Raw genomic sequence first — 23,734 nt, 5'->3', positions numbered from 1 at the left:
TTTTTTATTCCTGCAAAACTTTCGGCAAAAAAAATGCGTATCTTTGTGAAATTAAGAATTAAAAGAAGAATTATGCTACAAAAATACAGAGGAATCGTGCTGCATACGATGAAATACAATGACCGGTCAAACATTGCACACATTTATACCGAACAAGGCGGAAGGATGTCATTCCTGATTCCGGCGCAACGTTCGCGCAAGTCTATGGTCAAGCAGGTACTCTTCCAGCCTTTATCGCTGATAGAGTTTGATGCCCAAGTACGTCCACACGCCAACTTACATCCAGTACGGGAAGCAAAAGCGGGGTATGTATTCCAATCTTTGCCTTACAATCCTTATAAATCTGCCATTGCCCTGTTCTTGGCTGAGTTCTTGTATCGGGCTTTAAAAGAAGAGTCGGTCAATCTTCCTCTTTTCGCCTACCTCATCCATTCAGTGCAATGGCTGGATGCTTGTGAAAAGAGTTTTGCCAATTTCCATTTAGTGTTCTTGATGCGTTTGTCTCGTTTCTTAGGGTTATATCCCAATATGGAAGACTACATTTCGGGATACTATTTTGATTTGCTGAATGCCTGCTTCGTCCCGACACCCCCTGCACATGGCATGTTTGTTTTCCCCGAAGAAGCTTCGCACATCCGCAACCTGATGCGTATGAATTATGAGACGATGCATCTTTTCGGCATGAACCGCATCGAGCGCAACCGTTGTCTGGATATTATCAACGCATATTATCGCCTCCACTTGCCCGATTTCCCCGAAATGAAATCCTTGCGGGTCTTGCAAGAATTGTTTTAGCGGAAGTCTTTCAATTCTTCTTGCAATTTTTTCCGAGTGAAATGAATACGGCTCTTGACGGTTCCTAAGGGCAAGTTCATCTTATCGGCTATCTCCCGATACTTGAATCCTGCCACATACATCGAGAAAGGTTGGCGATATTCTTTCGGCAAGGCATTTACGATACGTCTCATTTCCTTCATATCGTATCCGCTTTCAAGCGAATCTCCTTCTATATCCCATTGCTTATTCAAGTAATATTGGTCATCGGTTTTATCTACATAGGTTTGGTCACGCAAAGTCTTGCGGTAATTGTTGATAAAGATGTTACGCATGATGGTGTACATCCACCCCTTGAAGTTAGTTTCATCAGCATACTTCTCCATATTATATAATGCCTTCAACGAAGTTTCTTGCAAAAGGTCGTTTGCATCTTCACGGTCTGCCGTGAGTTTATATGCGAAGTGATGTAATTCGGTTTGAACACTCAATAAATTCTGAGTAAAATTTGCTGCTACCATTTGTTTGCTCTTTATGGGTTAATATTCTTTTGTGTCTCATTGACACTGCAATATTACCCTTTAAATAGCCTCGCCATGTCCTAAAATCCGGTATTCCACTGGGTAAAATCTATCATCTGATAGTTTTTACCCCCTCTTCGGATAGTTTACAGGAGGTTTTCCCGCACATCACCACATTGTATATGGTTGCTTCATTAAGAACGAATTGTAATACTTAACCTGACCGGTCACTTCTTCACCGATGAAAGAAGGGAATTCTACTTGTTCGGCTTCCGATTCAAGCTCTACCTCTGCCACTATCAGACCTTCGTTTTCCCCATGAAACTCATCGACTTCGAAGGTATGGTTAGCGAAGTCGACTAAATAGCGGACTTTCTCAATGCGTCCCGGTTCGCACAGAGCCATCAGTTCTTCGGCATCACCCAAGGAAATTTCCTGCTCCCATTCGTAACGGCTGGTACCCGATGCGTTGGAAGGCCCTTTAATGGTGATATAGCCTTTGTCGTCCCGTATGCGTATGCGTACCGTTTTCCCTCTCGCGCTACAGATATAGCCTTGTTCAATCCGGCTTTTCTTGTATGCCAACCGGCGGTAAGAATCATCCGCCACTAAAAACTTGCGTTCGATTTCCTGAGACATAAATCATTTGTTTATATAGCGTATCTGTTTAGAAACGCAGATTAACGCAGATTTCCACGGATCATAAATTATTATTTCATCAGCGTGAATCTGCGCAAATCTGCGTTTCTCCATAATTTATTCCCAAAGGGGTTAAATAATCATAGCAATCGCAATGAATAAGATAGCGAGTACAACTAATACGATGCAGATATTCTTGAATACGCGATTGGCTTTCTCTTCTTCCCTACGCCCATTGGCTTGTTTGTTATGTTTTGCTCCCATAGTGATTGTATTTTTAGATTAAACTCACCCAAAAATACAAACTATTTTGAAAAGAGCCAACTTTTTCTACGCTTTTACATTTCGCTATCCGAAAATTCCATCAGATAAGCCTTGATAAAGCCGTCTATCTTGCCGTCCATCACCCCGTTTACATCCGAAGTCTGGAAATTGGTGCGGTGGTCTTTTACGCGGCGGTCATCGAATACATAACTCCGTATTTGCGACCCCCATTCGATTTTCTTCTTTCCGGCTTCCACCTTGGCTTGTTCTTCCATGCGGTGCTGGAGTTCTTTATCGTACAAGATAGAACGCAACTGGCGCATGGCGTTTTCCTTATTCTTCGGCTGGTCGCGCGTCTCGGTGTTTTCAATCAAGATTTCCTCTTCCTCACCGGTATACGGGTCTTTATACTGATAGCGCAAACGCACACCCGACTCTACCTTATTGACATTCTGTCCTCCTGCACCTCCGCTTCGGAATGTATCCCATGACAAGCGTGCCGGTTCTACCGTTACTTCAATCGAATCATCTACCAACGGAGTGACAAAAACCGAAGCAAACGAAGTCATGCGCTTGCCTTGCGCATTATAGGGAGAGACGCGAACCAAGCGATGCACCCCGTTCTCTCCTTTCAAATATCCGTAGGCATACGCACCTTCGAGATTCATTGTAACCGTCTTGATTCCGGCTTCATCGCCTTCTTGCAAGTTGGCTACAGACAATTTATATCCATGACTTTCCGCCCAGCGCATGTACATACGCATCAGCATCGATGCCCAGTCTTGGCTTTCCGTACCTCCCGCGCCCGAATTGATTTTCAATACACAATCCATTTGGTCGGCTTCGGAACGCAACATATTTTTCAGTTCCAGTTCTTCTACGGCTTTCAGAGCTTTGGCATACGCTTCATCCACTTCCGCTTCCGACACCAATTCGTCTTTATAGAAATCGAATGCCAGTTCCAGTTCGTCTGCCAATGTCTTAACTTCACGGTAGCCGTCAATCCAGCCTTGTAAGGTTTTGACCTTCTTCATTTGGGCTTCCGCTTTCTTGGCGTCATCCCAAAATCCCGGAGCCTGCGTACGGAGTTGTTCTTCTTCCACTTGCACCGTCTTGTTCTCAATATCCAAATAACGGTAAAGCGCTTCGGTACGTTCTTTTATGTCTTTAAGTTGGTCTGTTGTTATCATAATTATCTATTCCTCTTTTTATTCCGGGTGCAAAGTTACCACTTTTTGCGCAAGCGTGAAAATTAGGCAAGAAGAAAATCATTCCTCATACATCTTCTCAATCTCTTCCGCATAATTCTTCATCAAGACCGGACGTTTGATTTTCAAGGTATTGGTCAGTTCTCCTTTTTCCATGCTGAACGGTTCGGGGAGCAAAGTGAACTTCTTGATTTGCTCGTAATGCGCGAACTCTTGTTGCAGGGTATCGATACGCATTTGGAATAAAGCGATGATTTCCGGCTTCTGCAACAAATCTTTCCGGCTGGAATAAGCGATGCCGTGCTCTTGGGCGTATTTCTCCACTTGCCGGTATTCGGGCACAATCAATGCCGATACGAACTTACGCTGGTCGGCGATGATAGAGACCTGGTCGATATACCGGTCTACCACCAACTTGGTTTCGATGGCTTGCGGAGCGATGTATTTCCCGTTTGAGGTTTTAAACAAATCCTTAATGCGGTCGGTCAGGTACAAGAAACCGTCTTTCATATAACCGGCATCTCCCGTATGGAACCAGCCGTCTTCGGAAATCAGGTTCCGTGTCAAGTTCTCCTTTTTATAATATCCTTTGGTCACGGTTTCGCCCCGGAGCAGGATTTCATTATTCTCTCCGAATTTCAACTCCAGCCCTGGAAGCGTCTTACCTACCGAACCAGTCCGGAAATCATCCAGCCAGCCAAGCGAGACGGTTGCGGTTGTTTCGGTCAAACCATATCCGACCACCATGTTGATGCCTACCGAATGGACAAACTCTTCTACTTCTTTCGATACGGCGGCTCCGGCGGTAGGGAAGAAATTGCCGCGCTCGATACCAATGGTTTTCTTCAGTACGCTATAAATGGTGCGCTCGTAGAATTTGTATTTCAAGTGCAACAAAGGAGGAGGGGTCTTCCCATTCATCAGATATTGGATATTGTGTTCGTATCCGGTCTTCAGGGCATCCAGCATCAGGCTCTTTTTAAGCCCTGTAGCCTCGTTTATCTTTTCGTGTACACCTGCATAGACTTTTTCCCAAAAACGGGGCACGCTGCACATGGCGGTAGGACGTACTTCTTTAATGGTCATTTGGATATCTTGCGGATACAGATTGATGCACATCAGACATCCCTTCGTGATGCAATAATACGACCAAGCACGTTCGAACACATGCGTAAAGGGCAGGAAATCCATGATTACATCCTGATCGTTAAGTGTTACCAACACTTTATCGTGGGCACGGAATGCGGCTTCATAACACGAATGATGCAACATTACGCCTTTCGATTCGCCCGTAGTGCCCGATGTGTAAAGGATATTGGCAAGGTCATCCTTGCTCGATTCGCTTCTCCGCTTATCCGCTTCTGCCTGATGCTCATCGCTTTCGCCTTGCTTCAGGAAATCCGTATAATAAATGGAGTGCGTATCTTCTGCCGAGCGGACAACATCGGGACTGAAGATAATGATTTGCTTCAACGTCTTGCATAATTGCTGCACCCGATAGGCTACGTCATATTGGTATTGCTCGCCCACAAAAAGGAAACGGATGGAAGCATCCTCTACGATGTAATGCACTTGCGATTCGGAACTCGTGGCATAAAGCGGGATAGTGACCGCACGGATGCCGAACGCTCCAAAATCGGTGTACAGACACTCCGGCATGTTTTGAGAAAAAACGCCGATATTCTCTTGTACCCCTACACCCGATGCTATCAACGCACGAGAAACGTATCTCACTTTCTCGGCAAACTGATTCCACGAAACCGGAATCCATACACCTTTTTTATAATCACGATACTTCAATGCGGCACGGTCGCCATAAACTCCCGCTTGCCGCCCGATCAGACCGGACAAATAAGACTCACTCATTTAATTTTTATTTATTTTTTAACCGCTACCTGCAAAGATAAGGTTTAATTTGAATAAATGAAGTATATTTGCGCCTAAAACAAACAGAATCTTATGTTATCGGATATCAGTTATTACACTTCGGAGGCGCTAACCTTGCTGCATTCGCTTATCGGCATACCTTCTATCAGTAGGGAGGAAGAAGCCGCCGCCGACTTTTTACAGAACTATATTGAAGAGTCGGGTATCATGACAGGACGTTCGGGAAATAACATCTGGTGTATCAGCCCGATGTTCGACACCAACCGTCCGACTATCTTGCTCAATTCGCATATCGATACGGTGAAACCTGTAAACGGCTGGAGAAAGCAACCGTTTACCCCCAAAATGGAAAACGGGAAGCTATACGGATTGGGGAGCAATGACGCGGGAGCCAGTGTGGTGTCTTTGTTTCAGGCATACCGCTACTTGACTAAAACCGAGCAGAGCTATAACCTGATTTTCTTGGCTTCGTGCGAAGAAGAAGTATCAGGCAAAGGAGGCATTGAAAGCGTTTTGCCCCAATTGCCCCCGATTGCATTGGGAGTGGTAGGAGAACCTACCGAGATGCAGCCCGCCATTGCCGAAAAAGGTTTGATGGTGCTTGATGTGGCGGCACACGGCAAAGCCGGACATGCGGCACGCGAGGAAGGGGATAATGCTATCTATAAGGTATTGGACGATATCGAATGGTTCCGTAGTTTCCAGTTCCCTAAAGTTTCTCCGCTTTTGGGACCGGTCAAGATGAGTGTGACCCAAATCAATGCGGGTACCCAACACAATGTCATCCCTGATTTGTGTACGTTTGTGGTGGATATCCGAAGCAACGAATGCTATTCGAACGAAGCGTTGTTTAACGAAATAGGTGCCCATATCCAATGTGAAGCAAAGGCACGCTCGTTCCGCCTGAATTCATCCCACATCGACCAAGAACATCCTTTCGTGCAGAAGGCTATCGCATTGGGAAAGACCCCGTTCGGTTCGCCTACGCTTTCCGATCAGGCATTGATGCACTTCCCTTCGGTCAAGATGGGACCGGGAAAGTCTTCCCGTTCGCATACGGCAGATGAATATGTGATGATAAGCGAAATAGAAGAGGCTATCCAAACTTACATTTCGATATTGGACGGCTTAAAGATTTAAACGAATAGATGTTTTTCACCACAGATTACACAGATTTTTTTAATTGACAATTACCTTACGAGTGGCGTAATTGAAAATAATTATCAATTATTTAATCTGTGTAATCTGTGGTAAACAATAATATACGAACCATGAATAAGTCTATAATCATTATGTTTTGCGTAGGAGCGATACTTACATCGCTTTTCACTTCATGCGGGAGCAGCAAGAATAAGAACACATCCGAAACCGAACAGGAAACACCGGCTGCTTTTGTTCAGGCACCGGCTTTTAGTGCCGATAGTGCCTATCAATATATCGAACGCCAAGTGGCTTTCGGGCCTCGTGTACCGAATACAGAAGCCCATCGGGCATGTGGCGAATATTTGGCTGGAAAGCTCAAGGAGTTCGGTGCCAAGGTGTATGACCAATATGCCGATGTAATCAGCTATGACGGAAAAATATTGAAGGCACGCAACATCATCGGGGCATACAATCCCGATACGAAAAAGCGCGTGCTATTATGCGCACACTGGGATAGCCGCCCGTATGCCGATGCCGACAAGGAAGCGCATCACCATACGCCGATAGACGGTGCCAATGACGGAGCGAGCGGTGTGGGAGTCTTATTGGAAATCGCCCGTCACCTGCAACAACAAGCTCCTACAATAGGTATCGACATCGCTTTCTTTGATGCGGAAGACTATGGTATTCCCGAATTTTATGAAGGGAATTACAAGGCAGACACGTGGTGCTTAGGCTCGCAATATTGGGGACGCCTTCCGCATGTGCCCGACTATAAGGCGCGTTTCGGCATCCTGTTAGATATGGTGGGAGGCAAAGGCTCGTCTTTCTATTATGAAGGCTATTCCAGCCGGACCGCCAACCAGCCTATGAAAAAGATATGGGACATGGCGCATCGCTTGGGGCATAAATCATTCTTCGTAAAGGAAGAAGGAGGAGAGGTAGTGGACGACCATGTATATGTAAACCAATTCCGCCAAATACCGTGTGTAGACATCATCGGATACGACCCGCATAGCGAAAAAGGGTTCCACGAAACATGGCACACATTGGGCGATAACATGGATTGCATCGACAAGGTAACCCTGCAAGCCGTAGGCGAAACCGTTATGGCGGTGATATATAATGAAAAATAAACAAAAGAGACATGAAAACAATCAACGAACTGCAAGATGAAGTCATCGAGGAATTCAGCGACTTCGATGATTGGATGGACAAATACCAGTTGCTCATCGACTTGGGAAACGAACAAGAACCTCTTGACGAGAAATACAAGACCGAACAAAACCTGATAGACGGGTGCCAAAGCCGGGTGTGGCTTCAAGCAGACTTAGTAGACGGGAAAATCGTATTCCAGGCAGAGAGCGATGCGCTTATCGTGAAAGGCATTATCGCCCTGCTGATTAAGGTGCTCTCAGGACATACCCCCGATGAAATCTTAAACTCCGACCTTTATTTTATAGATAAAATCGGGTTGAAAGAGCACCTCTCTCCGACTCGTAGCAACGGGCTTTTGGCTATGGTGAAGCAAATACGGATGTACGCTTTAGCATTCAAGGCGAAAGAAGCGTAAATGCAATGAAAAACGAAGCCGCATGCATCGGCCATCGCAGCCGTATGCATCGGCTATCGAACCCGTATGTATTGGCTATCGCAGCCGTATGTGTCATTTTACACACTTTATCAAGACCTTTTCCCCTTCTTTTAAGGTGGTGGCAAAAAGATAAATATCCCCTCCTTCTTTCACCTTCAGCTTTTTCCTCAATTCCGCCACGGAAGAAGGGAAATTACGTATCGTGAGATTTGCTTTCCCGATTCCTTGCAAGAAGGCTTTCAACTCTTTTTTCCCGAAACCCGATACGGCTTCTATTTGAAAAGAACGTCCCGGAAAATCCACAAGGGTGTCCGATGTGTACAGATGGCTATTCGGGTGCAGCTTTTTCACTCCATAACGGGAAGCAAGCAGGCGGTAAGGACCGGCTTTCAACAAGGCAGCTCCCGGTTCATAAAGGTATTTTCCAAGCCGGTCTGCATATTCGCAGAAGGCATTTCTCTCTTCTTCTAACGTAAATGAAAACGGCTTTGTCAACAAGTTATTAACAATCTGTTCACAACTGATAACAACTTCTTTATTAGCATATTCCGAACATCCTTCCCTCTGCTTTTCTAACAGGATTATCAACTCTTTACACTCGTTATTAACAGCTACGATGTGAACTTGTGAAATATGTTTCAACTCCTGCATGGCTAAGGCGATGTCTAACATGGGAGACAATTTAATCATGACACGCTTCCCTTTCTCTACCAACAAAGACTCAAGCTCGCTTACATCCGGCTCACAATCGGAAATAGCTACGGTTTTCCCACCTTGGCTATCCCGGCGAGCAGGGTCCAGATACAAACAATCCACTGGAGCTATCTGCTGCAAATAGGCTATGCCATCGGCATGATGCACCTCGATATGCCCCAAACCCAATAAAGCAAAATTATGCGATGCCAATTTACACAATGTTTCTTGCCGTTCCACATAATGGGCATGAAGAAACCGGCGGGCAATAAACGAACAATCCACCCCGAACCCGCCCGTCAGGTCGGCAAAAGTATCCCCTTCCACAAGCAAAGCCTTATAACGCGCTGTTATCTCGGACGAACATTGCTCCATCGACAAATGCTGCGGATAGCGAATGCCTTCCGTACTTGCCCACGAAGGTATCTTTTTCTCGGCTATTTGCCACCCAGCTATCTGAATCACCGCTTCCTGCATATCGACTTGAGGATATTTTCCTGCCTGAAGAGCTAAAACATGCACATCGTCCTTACGACGCGACCGGATAAAATCACGTGTCTCACTAAGAGATTTCTTTTCCATAAAGCTATATTAAAAGGAGAATTAGCATACAAATATAGCGAAAACGACATAAAAATAATGCCGCTTCCAAGCACTTTTTTCAAGGTTGTTACGTTAAAGTTCTTTTTTATCGTGTAAGAACTTTTCGAAAAGCTTTGTTAAACCGTGAAAAGCCGTATCTTTGCACTCCGAAGTAAATATAGAACCAGAATGAAAAGAAATGCTTATATCGCCGCAGCTCTGTTGTTCGCAGGTGTTACTGCCTGCAACAACGAGCCTGCATTTACTGTACAAGGAGAAATAACGGATGCAGCAGACAAAATGCTGTATTTGGAACATACAGGACTAGAAGGAATTATACCGCTTGACTCTACAGAACTGAACGAAAGCGGAAGCTTCAGTTTTTCATCTGCACGCCCTGAAGCACCAGAATTTTACCGCTTGCGTATCGAGAACCAAATCATAAACTTTTCAATCGACTCTACGGAAACAGTAGAAATACATGCCGGATTTAAAAATCTTTCGACCGAGTATCAGATTGAAGGTTCAGAAAACAATACCAAAATCAAAGAACTGGTACTGTTGCAGGCTGAACTGCAAAAACAAGTCAACCAGCTGGCACAATCCGGTTTGCCTATCGGAATCGCTCAAGACAGCATACAAAGCCTAGTAAACGCATATAAGGATACGGTGAAACGCAATTATATTTTCGCAGGTCCCAACAAGCCATACGCCTATTTCGCCCTGTTCCAACAACTGAACGGCTATATGATTTTCGACCCGCTGAGCAATAAGGAAGACGTGAAATGCTTTGCCGCCGTAGCCACAAGCATGAACAATATGTATCCACATGCCGACCGTTCGCGCAACCTATATAATATGGTAATAAAAGGCATGAAAAATACGCGCACTCCGCAAACCCAGCCTTTACAAATACCGGCTGATAAGATTGAAGAGACGTCTATTATTGATATCCCATTGCGGGATGTAGACGGAAACCTGCATCACCTGACAGACCTGAAAGGCAAAGTGGTACTGATTGACTTCACCATATACGGTACAGCAGAATCTGGCGCACGGAATCTGCTTTTGCGCGAATTGTATAACAAATACAAAGGTCAAGGGCTGGAAATTTATCAGATTTCCTTGGATACAGACGAACATTTCTGGAAAACATCCGCCGATAATTTGCCTTGGATATGCGTACGCGACCCGCAAGGTCCTTACTCTACTTATGTCCGCATGTACGGCGTATCCCAATTGCCTACCAGTTTTTTGGTCAACCGAAGCAATGAGTTAAGCTTGCGCATAGATGCCAACACCGATTTGGACGCCGAAATTAAGAATTTATTATAACATGTCACAAAGCATGTAAAAGAATTACCTGTAAATACTTGACTGGTATTATAAAAAGACGTACCTTTGTCAAAAATCAGAATAGGAAGGGTTCCGATACGTAACCATGGTATCGGAATTCTTTTTTGTTTTATATTAAGTAAAAAAACGAATAGTAAGGAGGAAAAATTATGGCGTATATGTCAGAAGAAGGCTACCAGAAACTGGTGGCTGAATTGAAACATCTGGAAGCGGTGGAACGCCCGAAAGTAGTAGCGGCTATCGCCGAAGCGCGTGATAAAGGCGACTTGTCGGAAAATGCAGAATATGATGCAGCCAAAGAAGCGCAAGCCATGTTGGAAATGAAAATCAACCAACTGAAAGCGACTATCGGCGATGCAAAAATCATCGACACATCCAAATTGAAAGCTGACACCGTTCAGATTCTGAGCCGTGTAGAACTGAAAAACGTGAAGAACGGCATGAAGATGGCATACACCATCGTATCAGAAACAGAAGCGAACCTGAAAGAAGGAAAGATTTCGGTAAACACACCGATTGCACAAGGTTTGTTGGGCAAGAAAGTGGGCGATGTTGCGGAAATCACCATTCCGCAAGGCAAAATCAGCTTGGAAGTAACAGGAATATCATTTTAATGGGTAAGGCAGGCTTGCGTCGTGCAAGTTTGCCTTCTTTAATATAATAAAGGTATGGCAACAATATTCAGTAAAATCATTGCGGGAGAAATCCCCAGCTATAAGGTAGCAGAAAACGACCGGTTTTATGCTTTCTTGGATATCAATCCATTGGTAAAAGGACATACATTGGTTGTCCCGAAACGTGAAGTAGATTATATCTTCGACTTGAACGATGAAGAATTGGCGGCTATGCACGTATTTGCCAAACATGTGGCTCAAGCCATCCAAAAGGCATTCCCTTGCCGGAAAGTAGGCGAAGCAGTATTGGGATTGGAAGTGCCTCACGCACACATTCACCTGATTCCCTTGCAAAGCGAGAAAGACATGCTGTTCTCCAACCCGAAATTGCAATTGAGCGATGAAGAGTTCAAGTCTATAGCCTCAGCTATAAACAAAGCCTGGGAAGGCAATGCATAAGACAAACCCTCCTATTAGAATATGTAACATGAAAGCCATCCCCCACTTGCCGGATGGCTTTCTTTATTTCACACTCATTTATGGTCAAAAGAATCTATATCGGTTGGCTCATTTGGATGATAGGAAGCATGCTTTTTGCCCAACAACAAAAATACCAGATAGAAGGTACTGTAATAGATCGCAATACGCGGAAACCACTGGAATTTGTCAACGTGCTGATTGCCGGTTTAGGCATCGGTTCCTCCACCGATGAAGAAGGACATTTCTGCATCGAGCAAGTCCCGCCGGGCATTTATGCACTTCAAGCCTCAATGTTGGGATATAAGACCGTCACGACTTCCGAATATCGGGTAAACCATCGTACTCCGCATATCCAGATAGAAATGGAAGAAGAAAGGACACAATTATCCGAAGTCACGGTCACTGCATCCCCTTTCCAACGCATCACGGAAAGCCCCGTAAGCCTGCGTGTTATCGGTTTGCAGGAAATAGAGAAAGCGCCGGGAGCCAACCGGGATATATCCCGCGTTGTACAGAATTACCCTGGAGTAGCCTTCTCCCCCATAGGCTATCGGAATGACTTGATTGTGCGTGGCGGAGGTCCTTCGGAGAACCGTTTCTTCTTAGACGGTGTAGAGATTCCCAATATTAACCATTTCAGTACACAAGGAGCTTCAGGCGGTCCGGTCGGTTTAATCGATGCCGATTTAATTCGGAACGTGAAGTTCTATAGCGGCGCATTCCCCGCCAATCGGGGAAATGCATTGAGTTCGGTGCTCGACTTCAGCTTGCGGGACGGAGACATGGAACACAATTCCATAAAAGCCACACTGGGAGCATCTGAAGTTTCATTGAGTTCCAACGGACATATAGGCGAAAAGACTTCGTATTTAGTTTCCATACGCCAATCTTACCTGCAAATGCTATTCAAGATTTTAGGTTTGCCTTTCCTTCCCAAATATACAGATGCTTCATTTAAGGTCAAGACCCGATTCAATGCATACAACGAACTAACCTTATTGGGATTGGGAGGCATTGACCGCATGAAACTAAATTTAGACATTGACGGGGAAGATGCCGAATACATCTTAAGCTATCTCCCGAAAATAGAACAGGAAACATTTACCCTCGGCGGAGTATACCGACATTATGCCGGTCCGCATGTACAATCCATAACGCTAAGCCATAGCTATCTGAATAACCGGAATCTGAAATACCGGGACAATGATGAGAGTAATGAAAAAAACCTTACCTTGCGCCTGCGTTCCGTAGAGCAAGAAACAAAACTCCGTATAGAGAATACTTCACGTTGGGGTGTATGGAAGTTGAATGCTGGTATCGAATTGAATTATTCCCTTTACACCAATACCACTTATCAACAGATTTACACCAATGTCCTTCACACATTTGATTATCATACCGATTTAGACCTATTCAGGTGGGGGTTATACGCATCAATGGACTATACAACTCCGGATGAAAGGTTTAGCGCTTCATTAGGTGTCCGTACCGATGCCAATAATTACAATGATAAAATGAAAGAACTATGGCGTCAACTTTCGCCACGCTTGTCCGTATCTTGGAAATTGGCTGATAGACTATACCTTAGCGGGCATACCGGATTATACTATCAACTTCCGCCTTATACAGCTTTAGGATTTAAAGGAGAAAACAATAACTACGTCAATCGCCATTTAGACTATACATCGGTATCCCAAACCAGTGCCGGACTGACCTGGAACCCCAATGAGAATATGGAATTATCAGCCGAAGGTTTCTATAAATATTATAAAAACATGCCTTTATCAATTGCAGACGGCATTCCCTTGTCATGCAAAGGAAACGATTATGGCGTTATCGGAAATGAAGCATTGGTTTCAGATGCCGAAGGAAGGTCGTATGGCGTAGAATTGATGTTCAAATGGCTGATTGTCCAACGCCTGAATCTTTCTTCCTCGCTCACGGTTTTCAAAAGCGAATTCCGCAACCGGCAAGAAAAAAGCGATTACATATCTTCGGCATGGGACAACCGCTTTATCTTAAATGTAAGCGGCACCTATAATTTCCCCAAGCAATGGAGCGTCGGAATGAAAGTGAGTTGCATCGGAGGTTCTCCTTATACACCTTATGATATCGAAAAATCATCCTTGGCCTCTGCATGGAATGCACAAGGGAAAGCCTATTACAATTACAGTTTATATAACACGGAACGTTTGTCCGCCTTCGGACAATTAGACATACGGGTAGACAAGATGTTTTATTGGAAAAAGTGTATGTTCGGCATCTATCTGGATATTCAGAACATTACCGCAAGCAAATTACGCCAGCCTGATGTCTTGATGAGCACAGGGCAAATCGAGAATCCTTCTGCCCCGCCCTCCGAACAACGTTACATCATGAAATCTATCAAACAAGAAAGCGGGACACTCCTGCCTACCATCGGCATTACATTCGAATACTAACGCATTCACCACAGATTACACAGATAAAAATAAAACTGGAAATTGTTTATGGTATCTGTGTAATCTATGGTGAAAAACAATTATGAATATTTCTCGCCGAATTTCATTTCTACATCATTGATGAACTTACGCATAGCGTCCTGATTATCTTTCTTGCAAATAAGCAATGCGTTATCATGAGCCGCAATCAGATATCCTTCCAAATCTTGAATAACCGCCAGCTGCCCTTCGGGAAGGGAAATGATGTTATCTTTGCTATTATATAATAAAGTATTGCTATGAATAATGACATTTTGGTTCACATCCTTAGGCGAAGCGTCATACAATGACTCCCATGTCCCTAAATCCGCCCAGCCAAAATCACACAATTGCACATATACATTATCGGCTTTTTCCATAATGCTATAATCAATGGAAATATTCGGGCAAGAAGCAAAATCCGGCTGGTCGCACTCCACACGCGGACATAAGTCAGGCATAAGTTCATGGAAAGCCTCTAGAATGGAATTCACATGCCATACGAAAATACCTGAATTCCAATAAAACTCATCACTCTGAATAAAGATTTCTGCAAATTCCTTGGCAGGTTTCTCTATAAACGTCTTTACTTTATAAAAATCCCCTTCTTTCTCTTCGTCCATCTGAATATAACCATATCCCGTATCCGGACGGTTGGGCTTAATGCCCAATGTCACCAACTTATTATTCTTCGAAGCGAAATCCAATCCCTTTAAAATCGCTTCTTTAAATTCATCTTGTTTCAATATCAAGTGGTCGGAAGGAGCTACCACAATCGTTGCATTCGGATTGATTTTCTGAATGACATGCGAAGCGTATGCAATAGCCGGAGCGGTATTCCGCCTTTCCTCCTCTACCAACACTTGGCTTTCCTGTAATTCAGGAAGTTGCTTACGGACCATTGGCTCGTAATCTTTATGCGTAGTAATATAAATATTGCCTGTTGGAATGATTTGTTTATACCGGTCAAAGGTTTGTTGCAAAAGCGTTTGACCTGTTCCGAAGAAATCCAGAAACTGCTTAGGCAGGTTTTTCCGGCTGCACGGCCAAAACCTGCGTCCCATCCCTCCAGCCATAATAATGCAATAATAGTTGTTGTTCATGATAATCGGAATAGCTTTAAAAGTTTATGCTAAGATAACCTTTTATTTTGAATTAACGCCTATATGCCCCTATAAATAGTGTTAGAAAAAATATTTTCATTTTTTCTGTCCCATTGCTTGTATTTTAAAAAGATTTGCCTACCTTTGCATCGCAATTAAGAAAAGTTGCCCAGATGGCGGAATCGGTAGACGCGCTGGTCTCAAACACCAGTGGAGTAAAATCCATCCCGGTTCGACCCCGGGTCTGGGTACGAAGATAAGGGATAAGTGTTTGATGATAAACGACTTATCCTTTTCTTCTTTTAAGAATGTTCCCATTTTGTTCCCGTAGAGGGTTCTATAATGGAGAATTAGAACGAAATAAAAGAAAATAAAGGTATATGAAAAGTAAGGTGCTATACATTGTTATTATTGCATTATGTATCATGACTGTTTCTTCGTGTTCAAAAGATGAATCAGAGAAACGAATAGAATTTGCTAAAATCGTTGAATCGCGTACAAGTCAAGACCTGTTGAATGATCTATATGTAGGTAGTGATGCAGATGTAGAAGCCATTGCACGCATTATGAATGTAACGCCATCTTCTATAGAAAGAATCCGAAACGGAGAAACTGAACCAACAGCCCAATTTGAGGAACGCATACGTGAAGTGTCATTGTATTATATGCAAAATGACCAATCATTCTCAAAATTGCAATCAATTGTTGACCCTGAATATGGATGGTATGATTTTATCCTCAATTTCCCTTTCCACCACCCATGGTGGTTTTGGCTTGGCAATGCTATGTTAATTATTTTAGGGTTTATTGCAGGGTATAATAATTTAGAGTCATTAGCTATAGTCTTAGGACTCATTCCTATAGGAGAACTTATATTTGGGTGTGTTGCTTGGATTACAAGTTTAATTTGTTCACCTGATGCTATACAAGATTCATACGTAGATTCTATTAATCCAACCATTGAACAAATAAAATGAACCGATATGCCTTGTTGATTTTTGCATTCTTATCCTTATTAATAACATCATGCAAGGATAAGAATGCTGTAGCTTTAAAAGAAAAACTACAGTCAGAATATGCAAGGCCCGATAAAGTGACGAATTTGTCATCAGGCAGTAAAGCGCAGTATATGCAAATGGAGAAATCCATTAATCAACAATACATAAAAGACCTTGATTCTCTCGTAAACACAGGATTTACCAGACAATTAGAGCGATTTGAAAATGAAGAATTAGGCGTATTGTCGAGTTACAAAAATATGTTCTCCTGGCTTTTCAAAAGCAAGCAATCTTGGGATGATGCGATGATTGTTATGTCAAACAAATATTTTAATTCCCTTGATGTAAGCCAGGAACAGCACGCCTTATATTTAGAATATGTAAAAGACATCAAAGAAATACGTCAACAATTTCTTTCAGTCAAAGGATTGCCATCATACACTCAAATTGATTTGCCATCAGAAACAATTACTCTTGATGCATTCTCCAATCATTCCCGGAACAATTTGGTTATTGAATTCGGCACAGAAATATTTGGATGGTTCCTTGGGTTTGTATTAGTTCAAATAATCTTGCTATTTATTGACAAAATAGCTGGTCTATGGGGATGCCTAATAGATGTTATTGTATTTATTATCATAGTTGTTATTTCTGTTTTCATGTCAAGTTCAAATGATACTAAATTAATAGAGAGTTTGGAAAAACAGCATAATCAAACGGTCAGGTATGACTATGAGACGCTTTTAAAATCATTAAACAACAATACCGCAAAATTCTATGAAAACCTTTAAGTTCATATACATAGTTTTAATAATCTTTTGTCCGCTTATTATGTCTTCATGTAAAAAGTCGGGGAAAGAGATTGTTGAAAAAATAGCAACAGAAACAACGGAGAAAACTGCGAAAGGAATTGCTAAAGAAACATCAGAGAAAACATTAAAGACTTTAACCAAGAAAGAGTTACGGTCAATTGATTGGAAGGACTTGATGAAACTGATAAAAAAAGAAAATATCAATCTTGCAGATGCATTGTCACACTTGGATGGATCTTTCCAACGAAAAATTGGCAAAGCTATTCAATCTGACTATGACTTTTATTCAGCACTTATATCATCTAACAGGTTAATAGATGAATTTTCTCAATTCACAAAGAATGCCCCTAAAGCGACAGACAATATATACATCTTCAAATACTTTGCGAAGTGCCGAGATTTGGAAAGGCGTTTTGGTGTTTATAATACTTTGGGGAATATTGGAATTAAAGACGAAATGGGCGTCATAAAGTTTTTCAACGAGGCTGATAACACTGTAATTGGCGAATTTCGTGATGGAATTTTTCAAATAAAAGAACCGTTTAATGCTGAAAAAAATCTTCTTGGGCAAAATTCGATTTTGAGAAAGACGCTCATTCCTAATGCTGTTTATAAGATTAAGGGAATAAATGGTATGACTTATCTTTATCACGTTGATGATTTAGGGCGTTTCTCGAAAATTGAAGCTACCGGAATAGATGCTAATGAATTGCTATCAAATGTTGTGTTGGCAAAAGAGAATCTGAATTTAGGTGCAGACTGGACAAAGAAACTCAAAACGGTCAGACAAACATCAAAAGGAAACGATATTGATGCAACAATCATTCTAAAGTATGCTGATGATGGAACAACACCATTGGCTGTTAAGGCAGATATAAAAGCCAATAACAAGCAGATTATTTCAGAGTCTTTTGAAAACCTTGACTATTTAGCAAAAAATACATTTACAACAGCAGAAAATGCTTCTTTACTCAATAAGTTTGCTTCTAAGACAGGACTCTCAACAAAGAAAAAGGCAGATTTATTAAGCGAAATGGGGCAAGATGAAGAATTGGCAAAGCTTATTCATTCTAATCCAGAGCTAAACATAAGGAGGTGGTTGAATACAAGAAATCATGTTGATAAAAGCAAGGTAGCCCGTACTGCAAATGGGCGTATGGTGCCAAATGGACAAGTCTATGCAGGTAATGTTTATTATTTCAACCCACATCTTAATTTTGGCCTGATGGCACGTCTTAAAAGGTCTGGAACAATAACTCTAAAGAAATTTGGTTCGTTAACTTATGATGACCTTATCAAGTTAGACAAACTTTACCCTGATGGAGTGCCTTTTACAAAAGAAGGATATCCTGATTTCTCGAAGGTGGCTTTCAAGGATAAAAATGGCCAGACCCTTCGAATCAATATAGGTACCTTATCTGGAGATAGCCAAAAAGACATCAATACTGCAGAAACACTATTCCAAAAAATGGGATATCTATGGGAAAGCGGTTATACATGGCATCACGTAGAGAACAGCACTATTTTAATCCGTGTGCCTTCTGCTGTGCATCAACTCATTGACCATGCAGGAGGAATGAGTACTCTTGTTGCCGAACAAACGATTAAACAAGCCGCATAGATATGAAAAATAATTTTTTCATTCCGTTCAAAGGGAAGTACTATGAATGTGGTGTTGGCACAAAAAAGAAAAAAATTCTTGTAATTGGTGCCAGCTTTTATTGCCCATTTATTAACGGTAATGACGATTGCAAAAAATGTACCGACATAAATCTAAAGGATTCAAGTCCTTATGATAAAGAATGCAAAATCTACAAGTCAAAAGGAAAAACACTTCATAATGAGCCAACTTACAGTATAGAAGATGAAACAATTGCTTATAAGAGGTTCGCAACAAGTATAAGCAAATTTGTCGGAACCGATGACTACGAAAAGATTTGGTCTCATCTATCATTCACAAACTATGTCCAATTCATCTTACCTGTAGAAGAAGGGGAAAAATACCGAGAAACAAAAGAGTCAGACCTATCTCCAAGAGACTTCAATGCTTTTTTGGATGTAGTTACCGAGTTGAAGCCTGATATTGTTATTGTATGGGGATGTGTTGTAAATACTCCAATCAAAAATAACAAATATCTGATAGACAAAAAGGAACTTATCAAAACTGATGGGTATGTGTGCCATTTAAGCATCCCCAATATAAAGCATAAAATATGTATTATTAATCCTTATCATCCAAGTTCTATACGTTTTTGGTATAATAATTTGAAAACATTTCAAGACCATCTATTGGAACAATTAATGCTCTAATTCAAATAATAATTCCTCTGGGTTGTGGAGTACGCTTTTCGGGAATAGTAGCGTAAATCTCAGGATATTCTTCGGCATAAGCATGTTCATTCTCCATAAAATCCCAAATGTCTGCAAGCGTATCTTTGGTAACTGTATTTATGTCCAGCGAAAAGTCTTTCATCCCCCTTCTTGTCTCTCTGATGAACAGTTCATAGCGCATGAGAGCTCTTTTCACCACACGGAAATTCTTTTTCCTCACTTCCGATAAACTATGCTTTTCCAAAAACTCATCAAACAGTTCGGCAAAAGTTGGCGGATTTTCAGCGGCCAGTTCTTCTTCCGTCTTGTATTTGTCCGGGTGATGGAATCTGTCTATTACTTCTCCCAACCATTCGCTGTTGGCATCATCCCTATATTCTTTCTCAATCATTCGAGTCAATGCCTGTACCTTATGGTTCAAGTCTATCTTTTCATCTTCCGGCACTAAAGCCACACGGTCTTTATATCCCTGCTTTTCCGGGCTCCAATGATTGGGGCTAATGGAAAGCTCACTTGCCGCCTTGATGTCTTTCTTTCCGTCACGCAGGCGGAAATAGATGGTGGCTTTGGTCTCCAAATCATTCTTCTTTGCCGTTTTTCGTATGAATGCAGTCACTTTCATAAGCTTCGATTCTATTTCTGGATTGAACACTCCAAAGATAGTGAATTGTTCCCAAATTGTTCCCGTTTATCCCAAATTTGTTTCAATCCAATTAAATTGAATCACTTTTATATTCTAATATAAGTATTTAATAATCAGTTTAGTTTAGTTTAAACTTCATCGTTTTGCTATTTAAACTGATTGTTCTAGATTTAATATTTCAAATGCGGGTCTGGGTACGAAGATAAAAGCTAAGTATTGAATAACCAATTACTTAGCTTTTCTTTTATCTAAATCCCACCTACATTCTGCATTCCTCTCTCAAAGCCCACGTACTTTGACAACAAGTTATCCCGAAAAGCCATTAAATAAATTCCGTATCAAATCAACAAGGAAAACAAACGCAGCAAAACAAAAAGACAGAAAAATCTAATATACGATTACTTATTGATTCGTCAAACAAAATACCTCATTACAATCTTCATTATTTTACATAATAATAATTTCAAATTGAAAACACATAATCATACATTCATTACATATTGAAACTTCCTTTAACAAAAAGCAAAAAAGTATGTATTCCTAATACGAAGCAAAAGCTAAAAGCTCTACCTTTGCTCTCGGAACAAAGAAAAACGAGATTGTTTTAAGGTAAATAGAATAAGAGAGTTTTCAGTAGAAGTGTTTAAGAAAAACAAAAGAATGATGAAAAGATTGTTGAAGAAAAAATGCCAGATGCTATTGGCGATAGCGATAGCGTCTCCGGCGGTGCTCATGGCACAAGACAAGGTGGAAGCCAACGTAGGAGCCGACTTGGTGAGCGGCTATATCTGGCGTGGGCAGGACTTGGGCAATGTCAGCGTGCAGCCCTCTGTTTCAATAGGTTATAAAGGGTTCTCCCTCTCGGCATGGGGCTCGGTAGGATTCGAGAAATCGGACACGAAAGAGTTTGACCTTACGTTAGGCTATGGCATAGGAGGGTTCAGCGTATCGGTGACCGATTATTGGTTCAACGGAGGACCGGGGTATTTCCATTACGGAGCGCACAACACGAACCATACGTTCGAGGCTCAAGTAGGATATGACTTCGGAGTGCTTGCCTTGAACTGGTACACCAATTTCGCCGGGAATGTGGGCTATAAAGCCAACGGAGAACGTGCCTACGCCTCGTATTTCTCGATAGAGGCACCCTTCCGCTTAGGCGGGCTGGACTGGTCGGCATGTGTGGGAGCCACGCCTTGGGAGAATGATTTCTACAACGGAGGCAAGAGCGGCTTCGCGGTATCCGAAGTGGGAGTGAAAGCCACAAAAGAATTGAAGATAACCGAATCGTGGACGCTTCCGCTATTCGCCCAAGTGATATGGAATCCGGCAACGGAAGGAGCTTACTTCGTAGCAGGCTTAAGTTTCTGATTACAACTACAAAATACAATTATACAAAATACAAATACAATTATGAAAAAGATTGAAGCGATTATCCGGAGAACCCGGTTCGACGATGTAAAGCAAGCCCTGTTGGATGCCGACATCGAATGGTTTTCTTATTACGATGTGCGGGGCGTAGGAAAGACCCGCGAAGGGCGCATTTACCGGGGCGTAGTGTACGACACCAGTTCGATAGAGCGCATCCTGCTCTCTATCGTGGTGCGCGAGAAGAACGTAGAAAAGACCATTCAAGCCATCCTGAAAGCCGCCCAAACGGGAGAAATCGGAGACGGACGCATCTTTGTCATCCCTGTAGAAGACGCCGTCCGCATCCGGACAGGCGAGCGAGGAGACATCGCGCTATACAACGCCGAACAAGAGAAATAAACACAACACAACAACACATAAACGAGATACAGATTATGGATACATATACAAAAGGCGGCACCGCTTGGTTAAGGTATGCCGCAATCCTGTTCATGCTTTTTACGTTTGCGCCTGCCTTGCCCGCACAAGAGATTATAGAAGAGACCGTTACGGTCAGCGAACCTGCCCTCGACTCGGGCAATACGGCTTGGATTCTGACTTCTTCGCTTTTGGTTTTATTGATGAGCATTCCGGGCATTGCCCTGTTCTACGGGGGCTTGGTTCGCCAGAAGAATGTATTGAGTGTCATTATGCAGACCCTTTTCATCGTGGGTGTGGTGAGCGTCCTTTGGATTGCCTTTGGCTATAGCTGGGCATTCGACACGAGTTTCGCCGAATCGGGAAACCCCTTGGCATGCGTCATGGGAGGGTTCGATAAAGCATTCCTGCACGGAATCACCCTCAATACATTGACCACGGGGAATATACCCGAAATCCTCTTCGCCATGTTCCAGTGCATGTTCGCCATCATCACTCCGGCTCTGATATTAGGCGCATTCGCCGAGCGCATCAAGTTTTCGGGCTACATCGTATTCATTGTGTTATGGACCATTCTGGCTTATTTCCCCATGGCACACTGGGTATGGGGCGGAGGATTCCTTCAGGAAATGGGAGCCATCGACTTTGCCGGAGGAACCGTAGTGCATATCAATGCCGGAATTTCCGCGCTGATTATGGCAATCATGTTGGGCAAGCGCATGGATTACCGCATCGGACACCCCATCACACCGCATAACGTGACCTTCGTATTCATGGGCACTTCGTTCTTGTGGCTGGGCTGGTTCGGGTTCAATGCCGGAAGCGGGCTATGCGCCGACGGGCTTGCCGCTAACGCCTTCATGGTCACGCATATAGCTACAGCTACGGCGGCTATCACCTGGATGGTCATCGACTGGATATGCAACAAGAAACCGACCACCATCGGAGCTTGTACGGGAGCCGTAGCAGGACTGGTGGCTATCACCCCCGCGGCTGGTACGGTAGACCTGTTAGGAGCGTTCTGCATCGGCATCATCACCCCGATTATCTGCTTCTTTATGGTTGCGGTCATCAAGCCTAAGTTCAAATATGACGATGCGCTCGATGCATTCGGCGTACACGGCATAGGCGGTATCGTAGGTTCTATCCTGACCGGTGTATTTGCCACCCGCTTCATTTCGGGCGAAGACGGAGTTCAGGGAGCGTTGTACGGCGATTGGCACCAGCTTTGGATTCAGATTGTAGCAACGTTGGTATCGATTGTGTTCAGTGCCGTAATCACCTTCATCCTCTTCAAGATAGTGGATTCCACCATCGGACTCCGGGTAGACAAGCGCGTGGAAGAAGAAGGGCTCGACATTTACGAGCACGGTGAATCGGCTTATAACCATTAATGCAACGTATGCCGTAATTGAACACAGAGACACGGAGACACAGAGAAATCAATGAAATAAAAAGACTCCGTGCCTCTGTGTTTTTGTGTTTTTAATTCATCTTAAAACGTTTTTGCGCCTCTGCGTTCAAAAAAGTTCAAGAAACATTTGGTAGTTTCAATAAAACTCCCTACCTTTGCACCGCAATCGAAAAAAGTTGCCCAGATGGCGGAATCGGTAGACGCGCTGGTCTCAAACACCAGTGGAGTAAAATCCATCCCGGTTCGACCCCGGGTTTGGGTACTTCAAACCCTTGATAATCAGTTGATTATCAAGGGTTTTTCTTTTTATCGGGCGTACTAAAAGTGTACTTCCTGACGAAAAGAAAAAGAAAGAGTACTTTCGCCGTTTTAGCAACCTTATATTTATGCTTTATTAACGAAGATGCTGCATATTTCTTCCTTTCTCCTGC

The 23,734-nt window shown here is 42.9% G+C and carries 22 protein-coding genes, 2 tRNA genes and 1 pseudogene; 17 read left to right on the top strand and 8 right to left on the bottom strand.

Translation table 11 applies throughout. From position 1 onward, the window contains the following. Positions 1 to 72: 72 nt before the first annotated feature. A complete protein-coding gene (gene recO / locus B5F91_RS04840; RefSeq protein ID WP_087427977.1) occupies positions 73 to 795 on the top strand; it encodes a DNA repair protein RecO in 723 nt (240 codons plus the stop codon). On the opposite strand, the gene B5F91_RS04835 is transcribed toward recO, so the two are convergent. From B5F91_RS04835 to B5F91_RS04820, 5 genes are all read right to left on the bottom strand, one after another. Continuing rightward, positions 792 to 1,295 carry an RNA polymerase sigma factor gene (locus B5F91_RS04835; RefSeq protein WP_087427976.1) on the bottom strand — a complete coding sequence of 168 codons (504 nt, stop codon included), beginning with the start codon at positions 1,293 to 1,295 and terminating at the stop codon, positions 792 to 794. The two genes, recO and B5F91_RS04835, sit on opposite strands and share 4 nt — an antisense overlap. A 168-nt stretch (positions 1,296 to 1,463) precedes the next feature. Continuing rightward, entirely contained in the window at positions 1,464 to 1,934 is a 471-nt protein-coding gene (locus B5F91_RS04830; protein WP_087427975.1) for a CYTH domain-containing protein, read from the bottom strand. A 132-nt stretch (positions 1,935 to 2,066) separates the two neighbouring features. Beyond that, positions 2,067 to 2,198: a hypothetical protein gene (locus tag B5F91_RS15505; protein WP_255376656.1), complete on the bottom strand. Its 132-nt coding sequence runs from the start codon at positions 2,196 to 2,198 to the stop codon at positions 2,067 to 2,069. 74 nt (positions 2,199 to 2,272) lie between these two features. Beyond that, positions 2,273 to 3,388: a peptide chain release factor 2 gene (gene prfB, locus B5F91_RS04825; RefSeq protein WP_087427974.1), complete on the bottom strand. Its 1,116-nt coding sequence runs from the start codon at positions 3,386 to 3,388 to the stop codon at positions 2,273 to 2,275. Between the two features lie 78 nt (positions 3,389 to 3,466). After that, the gene (locus B5F91_RS04820) at positions 3,467 to 5,272 is read right to left on the bottom strand and encodes a long-chain fatty acid--CoA ligase (RefSeq protein ID WP_087427973.1); all 1,806 of its coding nucleotides are present in this window, start codon (positions 5,270 to 5,272) and stop codon (positions 3,467 to 3,469) included. 93 nt (positions 5,273 to 5,365) lie between these two features. On the opposite strand from B5F91_RS04820, the gene B5F91_RS04815 reads away from it, so the two are divergent. The 3 genes from B5F91_RS04815 (at position 5,366) to B5F91_RS04805 (ending at position 8,009) form a co-directional block, all read left to right on the top strand. Beyond that, positions 5,366 to 6,433, top strand: a complete 1,068-nt coding sequence (locus B5F91_RS04815) for a M20 family metallo-hydrolase (protein ID WP_087427972.1) — start codon at positions 5,366 to 5,368, stop codon at positions 6,431 to 6,433. Between the two features lie 152 nt (positions 6,434 to 6,585). Then, positions 6,586 to 7,572, top strand: coding sequence for a M28 family peptidase (locus tag B5F91_RS04810; RefSeq protein WP_087428068.1), 987 nt, complete (start codon positions 6,586 to 6,588; stop codon positions 7,570 to 7,572). 11 nt (positions 7,573 to 7,583) lie between these two features. Continuing rightward, positions 7,584 to 8,009 (top strand): SufE family protein, encoded by a 426-nt coding sequence (locus tag B5F91_RS04805; protein ID WP_087427971.1) that lies wholly within the window; start codon positions 7,584 to 7,586, stop codon positions 8,007 to 8,009. A 93-nt stretch (positions 8,010 to 8,102) separates the two neighbouring features. Here B5F91_RS04805 and B5F91_RS04800 read toward each other — a convergent pair whose 3' ends face one another. Beyond that, positions 8,103 to 9,305, bottom strand: coding sequence for an SAM-dependent methyltransferase (locus B5F91_RS04800; protein ID WP_087427970.1), 1,203 nt, complete (start codon positions 9,303 to 9,305; stop codon positions 8,103 to 8,105). A gap of 189 nt (positions 9,306 to 9,494) precedes the next feature. Between B5F91_RS04800 and B5F91_RS04795 the strand changes: the two genes are divergently transcribed. The 4 genes from B5F91_RS04795 (at position 9,495) to B5F91_RS04780 (ending at position 14,196) form a co-directional block, all read left to right on the top strand. Then, positions 9,495 to 10,640, top strand: coding sequence for a TlpA disulfide reductase family protein (locus B5F91_RS04795; RefSeq protein WP_087427969.1), 1,146 nt, complete (start codon positions 9,495 to 9,497; stop codon positions 10,638 to 10,640). 170 nt (positions 10,641 to 10,810) lie between these two features. After that, positions 10,811 to 11,275: a transcription elongation factor GreA gene (gene greA / locus B5F91_RS04790; RefSeq protein WP_087427968.1), complete on the top strand. Its 465-nt coding sequence runs from the start codon at positions 10,811 to 10,813 to the stop codon at positions 11,273 to 11,275. A gap of 54 nt (positions 11,276 to 11,329) precedes the next feature. Next, a complete protein-coding gene (locus B5F91_RS04785; RefSeq protein WP_087427967.1) occupies positions 11,330 to 11,734 on the top strand; it encodes an HIT family protein in 405 nt (134 codons plus the stop codon). An 80-nt stretch (positions 11,735 to 11,814) separates the two neighbouring features. After that, a complete protein-coding gene (locus B5F91_RS04780) occupies positions 11,815 to 14,196 on the top strand; it encodes a TonB-dependent receptor (RefSeq protein ID WP_087428067.1) in 2,382 nt (793 codons plus the stop codon). Between the two features lie 80 nt (positions 14,197 to 14,276). Here the strand turns inward: B5F91_RS04780 and B5F91_RS04775 are convergent, their stop codons facing one another. Next, a complete protein-coding gene (locus B5F91_RS04775) occupies positions 14,277 to 15,320 on the bottom strand; it encodes a mannose-1-phosphate guanylyltransferase (RefSeq protein ID WP_087427966.1) in 1,044 nt (347 codons plus the stop codon). Between the two features lie 164 nt (positions 15,321 to 15,484). Between B5F91_RS04775 and B5F91_RS04770 the strand changes: the two genes are divergently transcribed. The 5 genes from B5F91_RS04770 to B5F91_RS04750 all read left to right on the top strand — a co-directional run bounded on the left by B5F91_RS04770 (position 15,485) and on the right by B5F91_RS04750 (position 19,437). After that, positions 15,485 to 15,568 (top strand) — tRNA-Leu (locus B5F91_RS04770). A 129-nt stretch (positions 15,569 to 15,697) separates the two neighbouring features. Beyond that, the gene (locus B5F91_RS04765) at positions 15,698 to 16,294 is read left to right on the top strand and encodes a hypothetical protein (protein ID WP_087427965.1); all 597 of its coding nucleotides are present in this window, start codon (positions 15,698 to 15,700) and stop codon (positions 16,292 to 16,294) included. After that, positions 16,291 to 17,106, top strand: a complete 816-nt coding sequence (locus B5F91_RS04760; protein ID WP_087427964.1) for a hypothetical protein — start codon at positions 16,291 to 16,293, stop codon at positions 17,104 to 17,106. The genes B5F91_RS04765 and B5F91_RS04760 overlap by 4 nt, the downstream gene beginning before the upstream one ends. Beyond that, positions 17,093 to 18,748, top strand: a complete 1,656-nt coding sequence (locus B5F91_RS04755) for an HNH endonuclease (protein ID WP_087427963.1) — start codon at positions 17,093 to 17,095, stop codon at positions 18,746 to 18,748. Before B5F91_RS04760 ends, B5F91_RS04755 begins: the two co-directional genes overlap by 14 nt. Positions 18,749 to 18,750: 2 nt before the next feature. Beyond that, positions 18,751 to 19,437, top strand: coding sequence for a hypothetical protein (locus B5F91_RS04750; RefSeq protein WP_087427962.1), 687 nt, complete (start codon positions 18,751 to 18,753; stop codon positions 19,435 to 19,437). A gap of 13 nt (positions 19,438 to 19,450) precedes the next feature. On the opposite strand, the pseudogene B5F91_RS04745 reads toward B5F91_RS04750, so the two are convergent. Beyond that, positions 19,451 to 20,080: pseudogene (locus B5F91_RS04745) on the bottom strand (recombinase); the annotation flags it as partial. 684 nt (positions 20,081 to 20,764) lie between these two features. Between B5F91_RS04745 and B5F91_RS04740 the strand changes: the two are divergent. From B5F91_RS04740 to B5F91_RS04725, 4 genes are all read left to right on the top strand, one after another. Next, a complete protein-coding gene (locus B5F91_RS04740) occupies positions 20,765 to 21,472 on the top strand; it encodes a hypothetical protein (RefSeq protein ID WP_087428066.1) in 708 nt (235 codons plus the stop codon). Between the two features lie 42 nt (positions 21,473 to 21,514). Next, positions 21,515 to 21,871 carry a P-II family nitrogen regulator gene (locus B5F91_RS04735; protein ID WP_087427961.1) on the top strand — a complete coding sequence of 119 codons (357 nt, stop codon included), beginning with the start codon at positions 21,515 to 21,517 and terminating at the stop codon, positions 21,869 to 21,871. Positions 21,872 to 21,963: 92 nt separating this feature from the next. After that, a complete protein-coding gene (locus tag B5F91_RS04730; protein WP_239416261.1) occupies positions 21,964 to 23,283 on the top strand; it encodes an ammonium transporter in 1,320 nt (439 codons plus the stop codon). Between the two features lie 198 nt (positions 23,284 to 23,481). Continuing rightward, positions 23,482 to 23,565, top strand: a tRNA-Leu gene (locus B5F91_RS04725). Positions 23,566 to 23,734: the final 169 nt, after the last annotated feature.

It is taken from the genome of Bacteroides sp. An322, from assembly GCF_002161765.1.
GTDB classification, from domain to species: Bacteria; Bacteroidota; Bacteroidia; order Bacteroidales; family Bacteroidaceae; genus Phocaeicola; species Phocaeicola merdavium.
This window is presented reverse-complemented; position numbering and strand designations above follow the sequence as displayed.

What these genes read in the sequence shown, in the direction of transcription:
- recO (WP_087427977.1), top strand. Translation starts at nt 73, where the DNA reads ATGCTACAAAAATACAGAGGAATCGTGCTGCATACGATGAAATACAAT.
- B5F91_RS04835 (WP_087427976.1), bottom strand. Translation starts at nt 1,295, where the DNA reads ATGGTAGCAGCAAATTTTACTCAGAATTTATTGAGTGTTCAAACCGAA.
- B5F91_RS04830 (WP_087427975.1), bottom strand. Translation starts at nt 1,934, where the DNA reads ATGTCTCAGGAAATCGAACGCAAGTTTTTAGTGGCGGATGATTCTTAC.
- B5F91_RS15505 (WP_255376656.1), bottom strand. Translation starts at nt 2,198, where the DNA reads ATGGGAGCAAAACATAACAAACAAGCCAATGGGCGTAGGGAAGAAGAG.
- prfB (WP_087427974.1), bottom strand. Translation starts at nt 3,388, where the DNA reads ATGATAACAACAGACCAACTTAAAGACATAAAAGAACGTACCGAAGCG.
- B5F91_RS04820 (WP_087427973.1), bottom strand. Translation starts at nt 5,272, where the DNA reads ATGAGTGAGTCTTATTTGTCCGGTCTGATCGGGCGGCAAGCGGGAGTT.
- B5F91_RS04815 (WP_087427972.1), top strand. Translation starts at nt 5,366, where the DNA reads ATGTTATCGGATATCAGTTATTACACTTCGGAGGCGCTAACCTTGCTG.
- B5F91_RS04810 (WP_087428068.1), top strand. Translation starts at nt 6,586, where the DNA reads ATGTTTTGCGTAGGAGCGATACTTACATCGCTTTTCACTTCATGCGGG.
- B5F91_RS04805 (WP_087427971.1), top strand. Translation starts at nt 7,584, where the DNA reads ATGAAAACAATCAACGAACTGCAAGATGAAGTCATCGAGGAATTCAGC.
- B5F91_RS04800 (WP_087427970.1), bottom strand. Translation starts at nt 9,305, where the DNA reads ATGGAAAAGAAATCTCTTAGTGAGACACGTGATTTTATCCGGTCGCGT.
- B5F91_RS04795 (WP_087427969.1), top strand. Translation starts at nt 9,495, where the DNA reads ATGAAAAGAAATGCTTATATCGCCGCAGCTCTGTTGTTCGCAGGTGTT.
- greA (WP_087427968.1), top strand. Translation starts at nt 10,811, where the DNA reads ATGGCGTATATGTCAGAAGAAGGCTACCAGAAACTGGTGGCTGAATTG.
- B5F91_RS04785 (WP_087427967.1), top strand. Translation starts at nt 11,330, where the DNA reads ATGGCAACAATATTCAGTAAAATCATTGCGGGAGAAATCCCCAGCTAT.
- B5F91_RS04780 (WP_087428067.1), top strand. Translation starts at nt 11,815, where the DNA reads ATGGTCAAAAGAATCTATATCGGTTGGCTCATTTGGATGATAGGAAGC.
- B5F91_RS04765 (WP_087427965.1), top strand. Translation starts at nt 15,698, where the DNA reads ATGAAAAGTAAGGTGCTATACATTGTTATTATTGCATTATGTATCATG.
- B5F91_RS04760 (WP_087427964.1), top strand. Translation starts at nt 16,291, where the DNA reads ATGAACCGATATGCCTTGTTGATTTTTGCATTCTTATCCTTATTAATA.
- B5F91_RS04755 (WP_087427963.1), top strand. Translation starts at nt 17,093, where the DNA reads ATGAAAACCTTTAAGTTCATATACATAGTTTTAATAATCTTTTGTCCG.
- B5F91_RS04750 (WP_087427962.1), top strand. Translation starts at nt 18,751, where the DNA reads ATGAAAAATAATTTTTTCATTCCGTTCAAAGGGAAGTACTATGAATGT.
- B5F91_RS04740 (WP_087428066.1), top strand. Translation starts at nt 20,765, where the DNA reads ATGAAAAGATTGTTGAAGAAAAAATGCCAGATGCTATTGGCGATAGCG.
- B5F91_RS04735 (WP_087427961.1), top strand. Translation starts at nt 21,515, where the DNA reads ATGAAAAAGATTGAAGCGATTATCCGGAGAACCCGGTTCGACGATGTA.
- B5F91_RS04730 (WP_239416261.1), top strand. Translation starts at nt 21,964, where the DNA reads ATGCTTTTTACGTTTGCGCCTGCCTTGCCCGCACAAGAGATTATAGAA.